This is a genomic window from Brumimicrobium glaciale, from assembly GCF_004152935.1.
Classification (GTDB): Bacteria; Bacteroidota; Bacteroidia; order Flavobacteriales_D; family Crocinitomicaceae; genus Brumimicrobium; species Brumimicrobium glaciale.
Genome location: NZ_SETE01000005.1, coordinates 207,474 through 222,759 on the forward strand (window position 1 = coordinate 207,474; position 15,286 = coordinate 222,759).

Below are 15,286 nucleotides of genomic sequence, written 5' to 3' on the forward strand. Positions count from 1 at the left end.
ATCACCACCATGAAAAATGACAACATTGGAAAATACCTAAACGACTTCGAATCACTTATTGACACTCCATATATGAGTTTGGATAAGATTGAATGGTGGCTATTAAAATATGCTGATTTCCATTCTGAGATCACAACTTATTATAGAGACAACAATATAAGTTATTCGCCTAATTCAGACCTAGAAGCCCATCCTCTTTACCCTATCATCATTAATCTTCATTCATTTTTAGATTTCTATCATTCGCTAAATGAAATTTCTGAATACGTCCGTAGAGAGTCTTATTTCATGGAAGAAATAAAAGAATACCACCGCTTAAAAGATGTACAACATGAATCGAAAGAATGGCTGATCAAAAACTTAAAATTTGGACTTGGACCTTATCCCCAATTTATTGCAGATGCTAATGCCTTTGGAAACGAAGAGATGATTGTCATCAATGAGCAACCTGATGTAATTTTTTATTTGCTTAGGGATGACTTTAGTTTTACACTAGAGTTTATTGAAATTTTTGAAGAATTGTTTTTTGAAAAGGGGTTGTTGCCAGAGGAGTTGGAGGGTTTTTGGGAGAGGGTTGGGAAGTGAGATTACCCAACCGACAATTTCGCACTCTCCTTCCACAAATAATGAGGAATAGCTTCATCTAACTCCCATTTTATTGACATTGGTTTTGCTCCTTCGTGAGATACATATTGGGCAGGTCCGATGAATACATATCCTTGAGTGAAGCCTTCTGCATTTTTCTTACTTTCTCGAACAAATAACATAATCTTCTTTTCATTTTTCTCCTGTAAAATATAAGATTGACCTTTAGGGCTTTCAGGAGAAGCACTGTTTTGTGATTGCCAATGAAATAAGGTTTCACTAATGGCATAATCGTCATACATTGTTGTTGGAGAAAAATCTTCTTCTGATTTCTTTAGGTTGACAAAAAGTGCTTCAACGTTTTTATCTTTGTTTTGCGCTACTCCTTCCCTATTTGAACTCTTCTTGTCAATCGTGCTTAATCCTAAAGCAACTAAGATTTGATCCCTGGTATAGCGCGAATGAATCTTTAAAGGAAATCTATCTTCCATTGATACACAAGGTAGTTCTTCGAAACCAATTTGATCTACTTTTATTGTAATGTAAGAATGTATTTCGCTTACAAAAGCTTTGTTACTTCCTATTTCCTTCAATCCTTTTTCCAAAGTTAAGTCAGCCACTGGACCTTGATAAAAATCATAATAGAGCATTAGTGCCATTAAACTATTCTCTCGACTATTCAATACTTTTCGCACCTCAAAATCAACATCAATAAGCGCCAAAATAAACTTAAAATAACTTATTGATTCAGTGACAATCCATTTCTTTCCAAGCATTGCTTTGTACTGGTCGAAATTCGTATTCTCGAAATGCTCACCTAACGCTTCACTTTTTAAAGAATGAAATGTATGATTTTTATAAATATCCTTCAACTTTAAATTGAAGATGTACAAGAAGTTCTCGAGTGTTAATGGAAGTTCGGTATGACTACTAAAAGTTTGTAATAGATGAATCAATTTAGACTTCCCCATATTCGTTGCTTGTCGAATATTGTCTAGAATATGTTTTTTCGCTTGTTTTTCCAGAACAATAGCACTTCCTAAAGGTAAGTTTGGAAAATCTTTTTCTATCTCGTGTTGAACCGTTGTTTCAGTTTTACCAATTAACGCTCTAAACTTATTTTCAAAATCATATTCTTTTCTTGCGTGACCAACAAAGTCCAGAACCGTCAATACATCTTTCCCGTCCTTAAGTCGTAATCCGCGTCCTAATTGTTGGAGAAAAATGGTTAAACTTTCTGTGGGTCTCAAGAATAAAACTGTATCTATTTCTGGAATATCAACACCTTCATTAAAAATATCAACAACGAACAAATAATTGATCTCTTTTGATTTAAAGCGATGTAAAACATCAATCCTATCCTTTGAATTTTCAGAAGTTAAACATTCTGCTGATAAACCTACTTCTGAGAATTTACTCTTCATAAAAGTAGCATGCTTAATGCTCGCACAAAAACCGATTGCACTCACATTCCGATAATCTTTCGTATAACTAATCAGGTTTTTGAGAATATCATTTACCCTTATGTCATTCGCGGTCAAAATATTCGTCAATTCTTCAACATCATACCTTCCATTATTCCATTTGATTCTTGAATAATCAATAGCATCAGAAAGTCCAAAATATTGAAATGGACAAAGCAGTTTATTATTTAACGCATCCGGCAAACGAATTTCAGCAGCTGTACGGTAATTGAAATCTTGCAAAATATTTTCCCCATCCATACGCTCGGGAGTTGCCGTAAGTCCGAGCAAGATTTTAGGCTGATAATAATCTATAACTTTTTGATAGGTTCTTGCAGAAGCATGGTGAACCTCATCCATTACTATGTAATCGTAATATTCCGGATCAGTAAATGTTTCTGCTTGCGCTGCTAAGGTTTGAATAGTTGCAAAAACAGCATTCTTCGCTGTTGGCTCATATCCATCGCCAAACAACTCTCCAAAATTCTGATCTTTTAGTACATTTCGAAAGGTATGAAGCGATTGTCTTAGAATTTCAATCCTATGCGCTATAAACAGAAACTTCGACTGTGGATTTTCTTGCTTGTAATTCTTATAGTCAAAAGCCGAAATCATCGTTTTTCCTGTTCCAGTAGCTGCAACAACTAAGTTTTTAAATGATCCGTGAACTGTTCGTTCGACTTTTAGTTTTTCAAGAATTTCAGACTGATAATGATATGGTTTTAGGTCAAAAAAATTAACAATCTCTTGGGTAGATTTACCAAATTTATTTTGTTGTAATGTTTTGTCTAAATCTTCTAATTTACTCGAATCATAAAGTTCAAATTCAGAATTATTCCAATAGCTATCAAAGGTCTTTTGAAACTTATCAATTATATGCGGAATCTCTTTTGTCGTCACTTTAACATTCCATTCCAACCCATCAGTAAGTGCAGAACGAGAAAAGTTAGATGAACCTATATACCCTGTATGAAAACCTGTATTTCTATTAAACAAATAAGCTTTAGCGTGAAGGCGCTCGTTAGAATTGTTATATGAAATTTTGATTTGGGTATTTGGCAATTGAAATAATTCTTCAATTGCTTTCGCGTCTGTCGCTCCCATATAAGTCGTCGTGATCACCCTGAGTTTCCCTCCCTTTTGCGTGAATTCTCTAAAAGCTTCCCTTAAAATTACAATGGCTTTCCATTTTATAAAAGAAACTAATAAATCAACTCTATCAGAAGACAGAATTTCTTTCTTTAACTCAGTATCCAAGGACAATCCTTCATTTCCTCCAACAAACAAAGCGCTTTGAACCAGACGGGTTTCGGGCATTATTTCACTCAATCTTAAATCTAAAGATTGATAATCAGAATTTATTTGATCTAAAACCCCTTCCAAAATACGACCGCTAGAAGCTACAAGGTCTTCATTGAAATCATACCCTTCAATTTGGTCAGAAAGATGTGTTAAAAGTTGATTAGTTATTTGAATTTGCTGCTTAACAACTGATCCGTGTTCTCCTTTAATGCTTTTGATTGCATTCAAGGCATTTTGAAAGGCTTTCTGTAAGTGAAGCGATAGAAAGTGAACGGCCTCTGCTTTATCGAGTGGTTTTTTATCTGCAACAAAAAACTGTTCCCTATCTAAACCTTCTAACTTTTGCTTTAGAGTCTCTGTTATTAAGCTTTCATAAACACCGATTTTCATATCTCTCCTATTTCTTCTAGAATTGGAATATCTGCTGCAGCCCAATCATAAGTATGTAAATTCTCTTTCTTTTCCCATCGTATTTCCTTGTGCTCCGTTTTTAAAAACGCTGTAGATTTCACCTCACAAAGAAAAGGATATAATGTAATCGAAAAATTTGGATAATGATGTTCAAATGAAGTCAACGCTTCATTAACTTCAACCTTCATTTTCAACTCTTCATAAATCTCACGTTCTAATGCCTCTTCTTTATTCTCACCTTCCTCAATCTTACCACCTGGAAATTCCCATTTCAGAGGTAAACTCATTGTTTCGCTACGTTGAGCAATCAGGATTTTATCTTCGAATTGAATTATAGCACACACCACTTTTATCATTTTACTAACTTAGTTAAAATATTATGAACAATCACCCCAAAAAACACTCCCTCCGATGCCATCCAAAATTCTCTTGCAAAGGATAAAAACACTTCTTAACCGGCAACAAAATCTTTTTTCCATCAAACTGCTTCAACGAGTAAACCGAATCAACTTCAGTAATGTTCGGAGAAATACGCACCAAATAATCTTCATCAATGGTGATTAATCCACGATCGTAAGCTCGGTGAATAGTTGGAGTTAGACTAAAACCATTTCCTGCAGTGTCATCTTGAGAAATTGAAAACGGGGTAATGTGACAAGCGTCAACCAACTGAGCGTTGATTGTCGATTCTATTCTTAATCCTGAGATTGCACAGGTGTAATTGTAAATCTTTGGAATTTCACGTTTAAAAATCCCACTTCTCACATAAATTTCTTCTTCAAAGTCACTGACTTGCATTTTAATTCTTAATTCTGCTATTCTTTCAGCGTATGTGATGCGGTCATTATTTAAAACTTGAGTCGTAAGCTCATTTACAAAATCATTTTCAGCATTTGTCAACCTGTCTTTTGTGTCGGCAAAATAATGATTCAGCAATTCTGACTTGATTACTTCACGAGAAATTGGGTTTAAAAGAAATGAAAATAGAACTTTATCCATTTCGGCGCATGAAATAGCTTCTCTTAAACCAATAAAAGTTGAAATAATTCTTGGAATAAATGAACCATGTTTAGAATGTAGTTTCCAAAATCCATCCGATTTCAATCGAAAAAATGGCATTGCAAAATTCTGCAAATGATCCGTTACAACAATTTTAGACCAAATACTTTTGAATGAAAGCACCAACTCTGGTGTCACAGAAATACGGTTGGAAATAATATCTCCGTTCTCGACTCCTTCAATTATCGCCAACAACAAAACAACCTTATGCGGAGCATCTCCTCTTTCCTTATTCCTATCCCTCCTCAATTTTTTAAGTTGAAACAGATACTTTGCTAATTGATCTTCGTTTTCCAAATGATTATAAATTTAAGCTGTACTAATAAATCTTTGAACTTGTGAATGTACTTAATTTTCTATTTCAACCACCTACAACCCCATCCCTAAATGCGCTCCACCAATCACCTTCCTCAACCCTTTTTCAACCTTACCCTTCTCAGCATAAACCTCCCAATTGCCCACCACCTCACTAATCTTCTGAATTATCGCCTCACCTTTTTTAATACTATTTGCTTTTGCAATGGTCATTAAATCAGCTTTGGAAATATCCTTGTGCTTTCCATTAATGCTCAAAGTGTGCTGGCTCACCCAAATATTTGATGGATCATAAGAATAACAAAGGTCATAAGCAGGTGCTAACTCCCAAGATTCACCTTGTTTTAATCGAAAAGAGAAATTTTTGGTGTGGTCGTCGTAATTAGTTGCTAAAACATTAAAAACCATTCTTCTAAACATTTCTTCTGCTTGCGGATAGGTTAAACGTAAAACACGCATAGTTTGAAATAATTGTTCGTAAGAATATCCATATAAATTATTGTAATCGTAATGCTGCAAACCGCACCAAGTTTGGATATGATATTTTGTATTCCCCTCTCGATCAAATCTTTTGGTCATAAAGTGTGCTCTGCCATTTTCTTCTAGTAGGCGACTTTCCATCATGTCAATTCCACAATCTTTTGCCATTAAATAATAGGCATATTCTACTCTTCCCCATCCGTGACTTTCTCCAAATTGAGCATCGCTTACACCATCTAATTTTAGCAACCAATGCTCAAAACCTTCAGGGACGTTAGTTTGACCAGATTTTACTTCACCAGTTTTTTCATTATAAGCAATTATAGCTTTAGGACGTGCACCACCAGCAGAAGTTCCAACTTTTAATACATCGGTTAATGCTTTTCGTTCGTCTTCGTTTAGATTCGTTTTTAATTCTGTCTTTTTGGCGAGCATTTGATGTGCAGCACTCACTAAACTACTAATTTCAATGTTGGAAGAAGATTGTTTTGAGATTTTTGATGGTTCAAATTCAAGTGCTCCCATCGATCTTGTTCCAATAAAACACAATTGTTCAACAGGATTCATGCTATCTGCCGGTCGACCATTTTTTACCAACCAAGCATTGATCAATTGATTTCCATACCTATCCGGCAAGGCATCTGCTAAAAGTCCTGGCAATCCTTTGAAAGTATCAACATTGTCATTCTTCCCTTTGCGTAACTCTGGAAAAGTAAAAATTCGAGAACCTTCAGAAATAGACATTTTTATAGGTGAAATATCCCAACCTTTTTTAAGAAATGCTGCACTGAATTCAAAACTTGCCAATTGCGTTTTATTGTTCCATCGAACAGCGCCTACGAGCGTTCCCCAAAGTTTTATTTCAGCGACATCTACCATTCTAAATCTTCCTTAGGTTCATTTACAACATTAGTATTCCCGCTTGCCCTTTCACGTTCTTTTCGTTTTAACTTCGCATAGGCCAGCGGACTAATCTCATCTTCTATTTCGAAAGCATCAAAAACATGCAGAGCATTTAACGACCTTAATAATTGAATTAAACTCGTTAAATTTATGGCTTCTCCATTTTCAATTTGGCTAATCGTCCAACTGTTCAAACCAGCGTCTTCAGCCAACTGTTTCTGTGTTTTATTCAACCCTAAGCGAGTCTTTTTTATAAAATGCCCAATTTTCGAGATTATTGCAGCATCTGCCATCTGAAACCAATCAATATTAGTTTTTCCCATTGTTATAGTTGTTTAAACACATTAATACCAGTATTTACCAACAAATATACGAAAATATTATTAGACAAAAAATAAAAATATATTGGCTTTAACCAATATTAAATAAGTTTTATGGAATTAAAATTGGTTTTTACCAATATAAAAAGATGATGTTTTATCTTTTCCCTCCTTAATCGCTTGCGATTAAGCATAAGAGTGGTACGGACGGTTTGTAAACCGTCCGCTCAAAGCTAGTTGAAGTTTCAGAATTTGAGGAGAAAGGAAATCGCTTTTTAAAAAACGAGAGATTTGGCTTCGCTTTATTGAGTTTTTGCTTTTAGGAATGAGCGTTAGAGGATGGTTTACAAACCATCCGTACCATGCTCAGGGAAATTTAATATATGAAATTTAGGGGAAAAGGAAATCAATTAATCAAAAATGAGAATCATTCTTTGCCTCCTTAATCGCTTGCGAATAAGCATAAGAGTGGTACGGACGGTTTGTAAACCGTCCGCTCCATGCTAGTTGAAATTTTTTAAATTTAAGGAGAAAGGAAAACGCTTTTAAAAAGAGAGATTTGGCTTCGCTTTATTGAGGTTTTGCTTTTAGGAATGAGCATTAGAGGATGGTTTACAAACCATCCGTACCATGTTCGTGAAATTTCATATCTGAAATTTAGGGGAAAAGCGTCTCCTCTCCCTGCGCTTCAGCGCAATCGCTCACTCACCCTGCGAAGTTCACTTCGCTCACTCCGTTGCTTCTTTTCTCAATCATAATTTGCGTCGGAATCCGCTCCTTCAAATTCTCCACGTGCGAAATAATTCCAATCATCTTGCCTTGTGATTGCAGCGTTTCTAAAGTAGAAATCACTGTTTCCAAGGTGTTTTTATCTAGTGTTCCGAAGCCTTCATCAATAAACAGTGAATCAATCTTTACGTTTTTACTCGCCAAATCTGACAATCCGAGTGCTAACGCTAGACTTATGATGAATTTTTCACCACCGCTGGATGTGTCGACTAATCTTGCTTGATCGGTCTGATAGTGGTCGATGAGATTAAAATTGAGTTCTTCTTTTGGCTTGTAGTCCTCTTCCATTTTTAAGGAATAACGCTTGTTCAATTTGTACAAATGCACATTGGCCAAATCCAATAAATGTTTTAGGGTTAGGCGTTGGACGTAGACATTGAAGGCGTCTTTGGAATTTCCGATGATCTTAAACAATTCCCTCCAGACGTTACAAATTGCTTCTTGTGCTTCAATCTGTTTATACACTTCTTGGTTTCTGTCCTTAATTTCTTGGTCTTTTCTAAACGCTTCTTTTACTTCTCCTTTTTCCGCTGAAAAACCATCTCTTTTGACTTTCAATTCTTCGAAAAGTGTCTTGCTTTGCTCTTCTGTGGTTTCGAAATTCTTCGTTTCATTTTGCTTTTCAATGGCTTTGAGATTTGTTTCTTTTAGTGTTTTTAATCTCAACTGTTTTTCCTTTATTCGCTCTTTGTTTTGGGTATATTTCAGTTTATCTTCTCGACTCAACAAGGCTTTTTCGATGGTTTCTTTGGATTCGAATTCACTTTCTGAAATTTGCATATCTAATGCTGATTTCAGTGAATCGTGCTCTGTTTTTAGAACGGATTGCTCTTTCTTGTTCTCCAGTTTTATCGCTTCTTTCTCTCGTTGAAGATCTAACTGCTTTTGTAATTCTTTTTTACTTAAATCTAGTTTGTCAAATAATCCCTTCCGAAGAACCTGCAGACTATTGCGCTTATTTTCTACTGAAATTTCAAGTGGTAAAATGGCAATTCTGTCTGTTTTGAGCTGATTTGACTTCGTTTCACTTTCAGAAATGGATTTCTTGTATTCCGTTTGTGATTTTACCGAAGTTTCAGTTCGCTTTTCAATGTCAATTAAACTGTTTTTAAACACCCTTAAATCACTCTTTAATTTATCTAAATTCTTTTGGGTTAAATTGAATTGCTGAATAGCTTTTTCAATTTCTTGAATGAATGAATTTGTGTTTTCAATGGATGGTAATTCATAATTAAAACGAGCGATTTTAGATTTTAAATCGCTTTCTAAATCGACACATATCTTTGTCAATGATTCAACAGATTTCTGCTTTGACTCAATTTCAGATTGAACATTCTTGATCTTCTCTCCAAGTGTGGCATCTTTGGTTTTTAATGCTTCGATGGATTGATTTTGAGATTTAAAAGATTCAGATAATTTATCTTTATTTAATTGTAATTTCTGAGCAGTTTTAATCTTCTCTCCTAATGAATTTAACTGATTTGAAGATTGATTAATTTCGATTTCAATCTTTGATAAATTAGTCAATTCAACTTCTATTCCCAACTCTTTAGATTTGAATAAAATTGATTTTAAATCATCATTGATTGAATTGATTTGCTTGGTTAGATTTTCAATATCAGTAGAAATCTTGACTTCTTTTTTATCTAATTCAGATTTTGAATCGATTAATGATTTTAATTTATCTTGTCTATTTTTTAATTCTAATTCTGATTGAGAAATCCCTGCAGCCTCTACTTTTTCTGTAAAAGGATGTTCTTTGGAACCACATAATCCACAAGGTTGACCATCAACTAAATTTTGTCTGTCTGCTTCATATTTGGCTATGCTTTTTTCTAAATCCAGAATCTTTTGAGCATCCCCAACAGCAGTTTCTTGTTCTGTTAATTGCTTTTGAATGTCAGCAATCTGCTTTTTCACATTTACCAATTCGGAAGAAAAAGTTTCGTTTTCCGTCTTTAAAACAAGCAACGTTTTTTCATCTTTAGCGTATTCTTCTGAATAGTTTTTCAGCTGTTTCCATTGCGCATTAATTTCAGAAAACCTCTTTTCTTCCGCCAGTAAATCAGTTAAACTTTCCTTCGCTAATTGCGTATTTATATCATTGATTGCTTTCTCAATCTTCTCAATTTCTGAATTTTTAGTTTGAAGAATGTCCTTATTGGAATTGAGTTCAGTAATAGATTTTTCAACTTCTTTCTTTCTCTGTTGAATGCCAGAAATATTTTCATTCAGCGTTTCTTTATTTCCTTTTAAGCTCGTTAATGCTGATGTCCAATTGGAAATTTCTTGACTTACTTCCGCTAAGAATTTGTTTTGCGTCACAAAGTCTTCGTCAATCTTTATCTTCTTTTCTGTTGCTTCGGAAAGTTTAGAAAATTCATTTTTCTCATCACTCAACAATTTTAACGAAGTTTGAACCTCATCGAGGAGTTTTTTAGATTTCTGTTGATTATCAGCTTCATTCTTTAATTGCCCATCCAATTTCGTGACCAAATCAAATTTTGGTTGCCAAGCTTCATAGTTTTTATCCGCTAATTCTAATTCCTCATTTTGGGTCTTAGTCAATGCTGTTAATCGCTCAATTTCTGGTTTTAATTGAGACAATTGTTCTTCTAAAAGCTTGAGTTGATTTGTTTTTTCAAGACTAGTTTTTTCATTTCTATTGAAATTTTGAATGAGCTCTTTGAATGGTTCAGCTTTTTCATTTAAATCCAATAATTCGAATTCAGCTTTATGATTTTCGAACTCAAGATTTACTGCACTAGAATCCAATTCTAATTTTTCAGTTTCAGCAGCTAATTCTTTCGATTTCAAATACCAATTCACAATCGTTTGAATGGAATTCATCTCTTTTTCAGCGGCTAAAATCTGAACATCGAGTTCCTTATCTTTTGTCGTTAATTGAATTTTTGCTTCTTCAGAAAGGACATCATCTGAATTTATTTTCGATTGAATATCGCGTAAGGCATTTTCTTCCTTGGCTTTTCTATCCAAAATAGCTTGACCAATTTTCTTATAAATCTCTTCGCCAGTAATTTGTTCAAGCAATCTACCTTTTTCTGGACCTTTTGCCGTTAGGAAAGAAGCAAATTCTCCTTGGGCGAGCATTACAGAACGCAAAAACTGATCATAATCCAATTGCGTAACACGAATCACATCTTCACTTACCGCTCTTTTTTGAGAAGATAAAATAGTGTCAGAAGTGAGATTTTTCAAACTCACCTCCTCTTGTGGATTAGCAAGTAATTTACCCGTTTTTGAAGCCAATCGCATTCCCCAATATGCTTCGTATGTAACATTTTCATTTTCGAAAGTCACCCGACTAAACGCATCCGTTGCGCCATGACTCACAACATCCAACAAAGTTCCCTTTGAATTATTGAATCGCGGAACACTGTGGTACAAAGCAATGGTAATGGCATCCAAAATCGTCGTTTTCCCAGCTCCTGTTGAACCGGTTATCGCATACAATCCAACATCTCTAAACATCTCATTTTCAAAATCAATAACTATTGGCGTATCCGACTTCAATGAGTTTAAATTCTGTAATTCTATTTTTAATATTTTCATTTCAATCGGGACTTATTGATTTTTAACGGACTGTAAGATTTCATTGAACGCATCTTCAATGGCTGGATTTTCTTCTAAATCATAACCAATTTCCTTGCATTTCAGCTTAAAAACTTCGGTAGGCAAAAGTTCTTTTATCGATTTTGTTTCTTCCAACAATTCTTCAATTCCTCGCAAACGCCTTTGATTTTTCAGCGCTGTTTTAAGAATTTCGAACGGAAAAGGTTCTGCAGCTTTCTTCAATTCATCTGTGTTGATATTGTGCTCTTGCGTCAAGGCAATTTCCACCCATGGAATCAATCCATATTCATTAGAAATCAGATCAGGGAACTTTTCAATACATTCTTGAACTGTTCCCTCGATTTTATAGAAATTTCTAAAACGTGGAACCAAAACATCATTTATCGCAGAAATCTCGTTGTTTTCAATCGTCAGAATAATAATTTTCTTGTCGTATTTTATTTCACTAAAACTGAGAATATTTGGCGAACCAGAATACCTCACTTTTTCATTTCCACCAATGATTTGTGGCCTGTGCAAATGTCCCAAAGCGATATAATCAAAATACGTTGGGAAATCTCCAGCTCCAATATGTCCTAAACTTCCCACATAAATATTCTGTTCACTCTCAGACACTGAACCACCAGTAGCGAATAAATGTCCCATCGCGATAACAGGCGCTTTTGTCGAATTGATCAACTCACATTGGGCTGCAGATTCTTCGTAATGATAAATTAAAGCCTGTTTGTATTTATCGGTCAAATCTTCAAAAGATTCACCTGCAACCGCTTTTCGAATGTCACCATCACGTAAATAAGGAACAGCTCCGACAATTACTTTTTCGTCATTGATATCAATTTCAAAAACCTCATCTTCGATATTTTCCGTTGCTTTTCCCACCACTTTTATATTCAGCGCATTCAGCAAATGTCGCGGCGCATTCAATGTCCCTGGCGAATCGTGATTTCCCCCAGTAATGATAATCGACTGACAAGAAGTATTTTTCAACTTCATCAAAAAATTATAATACATCTCCAAACTTTGATTTGAAGGCGCGTTGGTATCAAATATATCACCCGATATCAGCAAAACATCAATTTTTTCTTCGGCAATGTAATTTTCAATCCACGTCAGAAAAAGTGTTTGTTCTTCAAATTGAGATTGTTCGTGAAGTCGGTGTCCGAGGTGCCAATCGGCGGTGTGAAGTATTTTCATTTGAGGATAATTGAATTTGAGTTAAGGCGAAAAATCAGCTTTATTAATCGAGTTTTAAATATAAGAAAATTGAATTGATTGTGATGATTTGGGTGCTTATGTAATGGAGCGCTGTAATGGCACGCGGATGACGCAGATCTACGAACACGGATGCTCACGGATTTTAAATAATTTTATAAAAGAAAAGAACGTTTACTCCCTTTGGTCATGAGATCGCTTCGTTAAGTTTACAAATCGTCCCTACGTTGTACCTCCGATTAAATGTTTGTCCTTTGAATTTTTGAATTCGTAATTCATAATTCGTAATTCCATCATTACTTCTCCATCATTATTTCCTAACCCAATACTGCGTCCTAAAAAACCAACCCACATATCCACGAACGGCAAGTTTATCGTCATTGATTAACCAAAAAGTGGCATCATATAATTTCCCGTTGTTAGGGTCTAAAAGAGCATCGTCAGCTTTCCAATCGTTTCCAGACTTTTTTAGTCCGGTAATTATTTCCATCCCAATCACATGTTTATCTTTTCGATAATCTGTACAGAGATAACAAAGCGCATCTTTTAATGGGACATCTAAATTGTGTAATTCGATGATTTTACCGTATAATTTACCGTTTTTAATATAGATTTTTACTTCTGATTTTAATTCTCCCGAATCGTCATCATAAGTTTCCCACACACCTTCAATACTTTGAGAGAAGGTAAAAAAACTCATCATACTCAGACATAAAATCAAAAGGAAATTCATCGTTTTCATATTGTAAAAGTACTTTTAATAGATACATTAATATCGTATTTAATTGACTTTTATTTCAATAAACGATGATTTTTTTTCGAATGATTCGGATGTTTTACAAAACGTTTCTGCATAATCTCTTCGATTGATGTTGTTCTGAAAATCATTGAATTTTACAATTTATCGAATTGTTTTTTCGTATGATTCGGACGTTTTCAAAACGTTTCTGCATCATCTCTTCGATTGATATTGTTCTGAAAATCGTTGAATTTTTGAATTTCTCGAATTGTTTTTTTCGAATGATTCGGATGTTTTCAAAACGTTTCTGCATTATCTCTTCGATTGATGTTGTTCTGAAAATCATTGAATTTTTGAATTTCTCGAATTGTTTTTTCGAATGATGAGGACGTTTTCAAAACGTCCCTACATCATCTCTTCGATTGATGGAATTTTAAAAATCCTTGAATTTTCATTTTTCATTTTTCATTTTTCATTTTTTTTTCCAATACTGCGTTCTAAAAAACCAACCAATATATCCTCTAACTGCTAATTTATTATCATTTATCAGCCAAACTTCACCGTCATAGGTCTTTCCGTTTTCAGGATCTAGTAAAGCGCCATCGCCCTCCCACTCACTACCCGACTGTTTTAATCCAGACATAACCAACATTCCTACAATCGGTTTGTCTTTTCTATAATCCGTACAATATTGGCAAGTTGCAACTACATTAAGGTCTTCTACAACGTGCAGTTTAATAACTTTTCCGTAGAGTTTTCCGTCTTTTTTATAAATCTTTACATCAGATTTTAATTCACCTGTTTCATCATCATAAGTTTGCCAAACTCCTTCTATGGATTGAGAAAAGCCTATAAAACTTGTTATGCTCAAAAGGAATATTAAAAAGTATTTTATCGTTTTCATATCACAAAGTTATTTATTTTAGATAATAATTTTTGAATTTAATTGACTTATGCTCTAATAAAAAAGGCTAATATTTTAATGATCTCTCCACAAACGTTGAAACCTTGAATTTTTGAATTCGTAATTAACTCTTTCTCTTCCAATATTTCGTTTCATACAACCAACCCAAATAACCTCTGACAGCCAATTTATTTTCATTTTCCAACCAAACTAAACCGTCGTATTCTTTTCCATTATTGGGGTCAAGCAAAACTGCATCCCCTTCCCATTCATCATCCGATTGAACAAGACCATTCATAAAAACCATTCCAACAATAGGTTGATTTTTGCGATAATCTGTGCACTTTAAACATTTTGCATTTTTTTCAGCTTCCGACATGTTGTAAAACTTTATGATTTTCGCATAGAGTTTTCCGTCTTTTGTGTAGACTTTCACATCTGATTTTATTTTGTCAGTTCCCTCATAATAAGTTTCCCAAATCCCTTCAACGGATTGAGAAAAGCCTATAAAACTAGTTATGCTCAAAAGAAATATTAAAAAGTATTTTATTGTATTCATATTACATAGTTGTTTATATTATTTTTCAAATGGCCAAGGACGTTTTACAAAATGTCGCTACATTATATCTTCGATTCCCGGTTATTTTTGAATTCGTAATTCGTAATTAACAAATTCGTAATTATTTTTTTCTTTTCCAGTATTCTGTTTGGTAAAACCATCCCAAATACCCCCTTACACCAAGTTCATCATCATCGGTTAACCATATTTTCACGTCATATACCTCCCCTTTATTAGGATCAAGAATTAATTTATCACCCGTCCATTCATTTCCTGACTTTTTAAGACCTGAAATAAATACCATTCCTATTATAGGTTGATTTTTTCTGTAATCTGTACACTTAACACATCTCGCATCGCTTTTAGCTACAGCGGCCTTATGCAACTTAATGAGCTTTCCATAAAGTTTCCCGTCTTTGATATAGATTTCAACTTCGGATTTAATCTCACCTGCACTGTTATAAGTATTCCATACCCCTTCAATACTTTGAGAAATACTGAAAAAGCTAAGCACACAAATGCAAATCGCTAAAATATATTTCATTCTATTCTTCTTTTAATTAAAAATAATAAAACATTCAAAAATAAGGTATTTCACAGATTATATTTTTACTTATTTAACATATAAATCAAACGATTTAAACTGGTCAA

General features: G+C 34.2%; 12 protein-coding genes. 1 reads left to right on the forward strand and 11 read right to left on the reverse strand.

The features are described from left to right. The first annotated feature begins 9 nt into the window (after positions 1–9). Entirely contained in the window at positions 10–585 is a 576-nt protein-coding gene (locus ERX46_RS12550; protein ID WP_130094219.1) for a hypothetical protein, read from the forward strand. A gap of 2 nt (positions 586–587) precedes the next feature. Here the strand turns inward: ERX46_RS12550 and ERX46_RS12555 are convergent, their stop codons facing one another. The 11 genes from ERX46_RS12555 to ERX46_RS12605 all read right to left on the reverse strand — a co-directional run bounded on the left by ERX46_RS12555 (position 588) and on the right by ERX46_RS12605 (position 15,179). Next, entirely contained in the window at positions 588–3,740 is a 3,153-nt protein-coding gene (locus ERX46_RS12555; RefSeq protein WP_130094220.1) for a DEAD/DEAH box helicase, read from the reverse strand. Then, positions 3,737–4,117 (reverse strand): (deoxy)nucleoside triphosphate pyrophosphohydrolase, encoded by a 381-nt coding sequence (locus ERX46_RS12560; protein WP_130094221.1) that lies wholly within the window; start codon positions 4,115–4,117, stop codon positions 3,737–3,739. Before ERX46_RS12560 ends, ERX46_RS12555 begins: the two co-directional genes overlap by 4 nt. A gap of 31 nt (positions 4,118–4,148) precedes the next feature. Further along, on the reverse strand, positions 4,149–5,117 hold the full coding sequence (locus tag ERX46_RS12565; protein WP_130094222.1) for an HNH endonuclease: 969 nt from the start codon (positions 5,115–5,117) through the stop codon (positions 4,149–4,151). Positions 5,118–5,189: 72 nt separating this feature from the next. Next, positions 5,190–6,494 carry a type II toxin-antitoxin system HipA family toxin gene (locus ERX46_RS12570; protein WP_130094223.1) on the reverse strand — a complete coding sequence of 435 codons (1,305 nt, stop codon included), beginning with the start codon at positions 6,492–6,494 and terminating at the stop codon, positions 5,190–5,192. Further along, complete coding sequence (locus tag ERX46_RS12575) at positions 6,488–6,841, reverse strand: helix-turn-helix transcriptional regulator (RefSeq protein ID WP_130094224.1); 354 nt, start codon at positions 6,839–6,841, stop codon at positions 6,488–6,490. The genes ERX46_RS12570 and ERX46_RS12575 overlap by 7 nt, the downstream gene beginning before the upstream one ends. Positions 6,842–7,543: 702 nt before the next feature. Further along, complete coding sequence (locus tag ERX46_RS12580; RefSeq protein WP_130094225.1) at positions 7,544–11,200, reverse strand: SbcC/MukB-like Walker B domain-containing protein; 3,657 nt, start codon at positions 11,198–11,200, stop codon at positions 7,544–7,546. A gap of 12 nt (positions 11,201–11,212) precedes the next feature. Further along, positions 11,213–12,415 carry an exonuclease SbcCD subunit D C-terminal domain-containing protein gene (locus ERX46_RS12585; protein WP_130094226.1) on the reverse strand — a complete coding sequence of 401 codons (1,203 nt, stop codon included), beginning with the start codon at positions 12,413–12,415 and terminating at the stop codon, positions 11,213–11,215. Positions 12,416–12,743: 328 nt separating this feature from the next. Further along, a complete protein-coding gene (locus ERX46_RS12590) occupies positions 12,744–13,136 on the reverse strand; it encodes a DUF2147 domain-containing protein (protein WP_130094416.1) in 393 nt (130 codons plus the stop codon). Between the two features lie 508 nt (positions 13,137–13,644). After that, complete coding sequence (locus ERX46_RS12595) at positions 13,645–14,076, reverse strand: DUF2147 domain-containing protein (protein ID WP_130094227.1); 432 nt, start codon at positions 14,074–14,076, stop codon at positions 13,645–13,647. A 124-nt stretch (positions 14,077–14,200) separates the two neighbouring features. Continuing rightward, positions 14,201–14,635 carry a DUF2147 domain-containing protein gene (locus tag ERX46_RS12600; protein WP_130094228.1) on the reverse strand — a complete coding sequence of 145 codons (435 nt, stop codon included), beginning with the start codon at positions 14,633–14,635 and terminating at the stop codon, positions 14,201–14,203. A gap of 121 nt (positions 14,636–14,756) precedes the next feature. Continuing rightward, positions 14,757–15,179 (reverse strand): DUF2147 domain-containing protein, encoded by a 423-nt coding sequence (locus ERX46_RS12605; protein ID WP_130094229.1) that lies wholly within the window; start codon positions 15,177–15,179, stop codon positions 14,757–14,759. Positions 15,180–15,286: the final 107 nt, after the last annotated feature.

Bases quoted from the DNA above. Each gene is read 5' to 3' on its own strand.
- ERX46_RS12550 (WP_130094219.1), top strand. From the start codon at position 10: ATGAAAAATGACAACATTGGAAAATACCTAAACGACTTCGAATCACTT.
- ERX46_RS12555 (WP_130094220.1), bottom strand. From the start codon at position 3,740: ATGAAAATCGGTGTTTATGAAAGCTTAATAACAGAGACTCTAAAGCAA.
- ERX46_RS12560 (WP_130094221.1), bottom strand. From the start codon at position 4,117: ATGATAAAAGTGGTGTGTGCTATAATTCAATTCGAAGATAAAATCCTG.
- ERX46_RS12570 (WP_130094223.1), bottom strand. From the start codon at position 6,494: ATGGTAGATGTCGCTGAAATAAAACTTTGGGGAACGCTCGTAGGCGCT.
- ERX46_RS12575 (WP_130094224.1), bottom strand. From the start codon at position 6,841: ATGGGAAAAACTAATATTGATTGGTTTCAGATGGCAGATGCTGCAATA.
- ERX46_RS12580 (WP_130094225.1), bottom strand. From the start codon at position 11,200: ATGAAAATATTAAAAATAGAATTACAGAATTTAAACTCATTGAAGTCG.
- ERX46_RS12585 (WP_130094226.1), bottom strand. From the start codon at position 12,415: ATGAAAATACTTCACACCGCCGATTGGCACCTCGGACACCGACTTCAC.
- ERX46_RS12590 (WP_130094416.1), bottom strand. From the start codon at position 13,136: ATGATGAGTTTTTTTACCTTCTCTCAAAGTATTGAAGGTGTGTGGGAA.
- ERX46_RS12595 (WP_130094227.1), bottom strand. From the start codon at position 14,076: ATGAAAACGATAAAATACTTTTTAATATTCCTTTTGAGCATAACAAGT.
- ERX46_RS12600 (WP_130094228.1), bottom strand. From the start codon at position 14,635: ATGAATACAATAAAATACTTTTTAATATTTCTTTTGAGCATAACTAGT.
- ERX46_RS12605 (WP_130094229.1), bottom strand. From the start codon at position 15,179: ATGAAATATATTTTAGCGATTTGCATTTGTGTGCTTAGCTTTTTCAGT.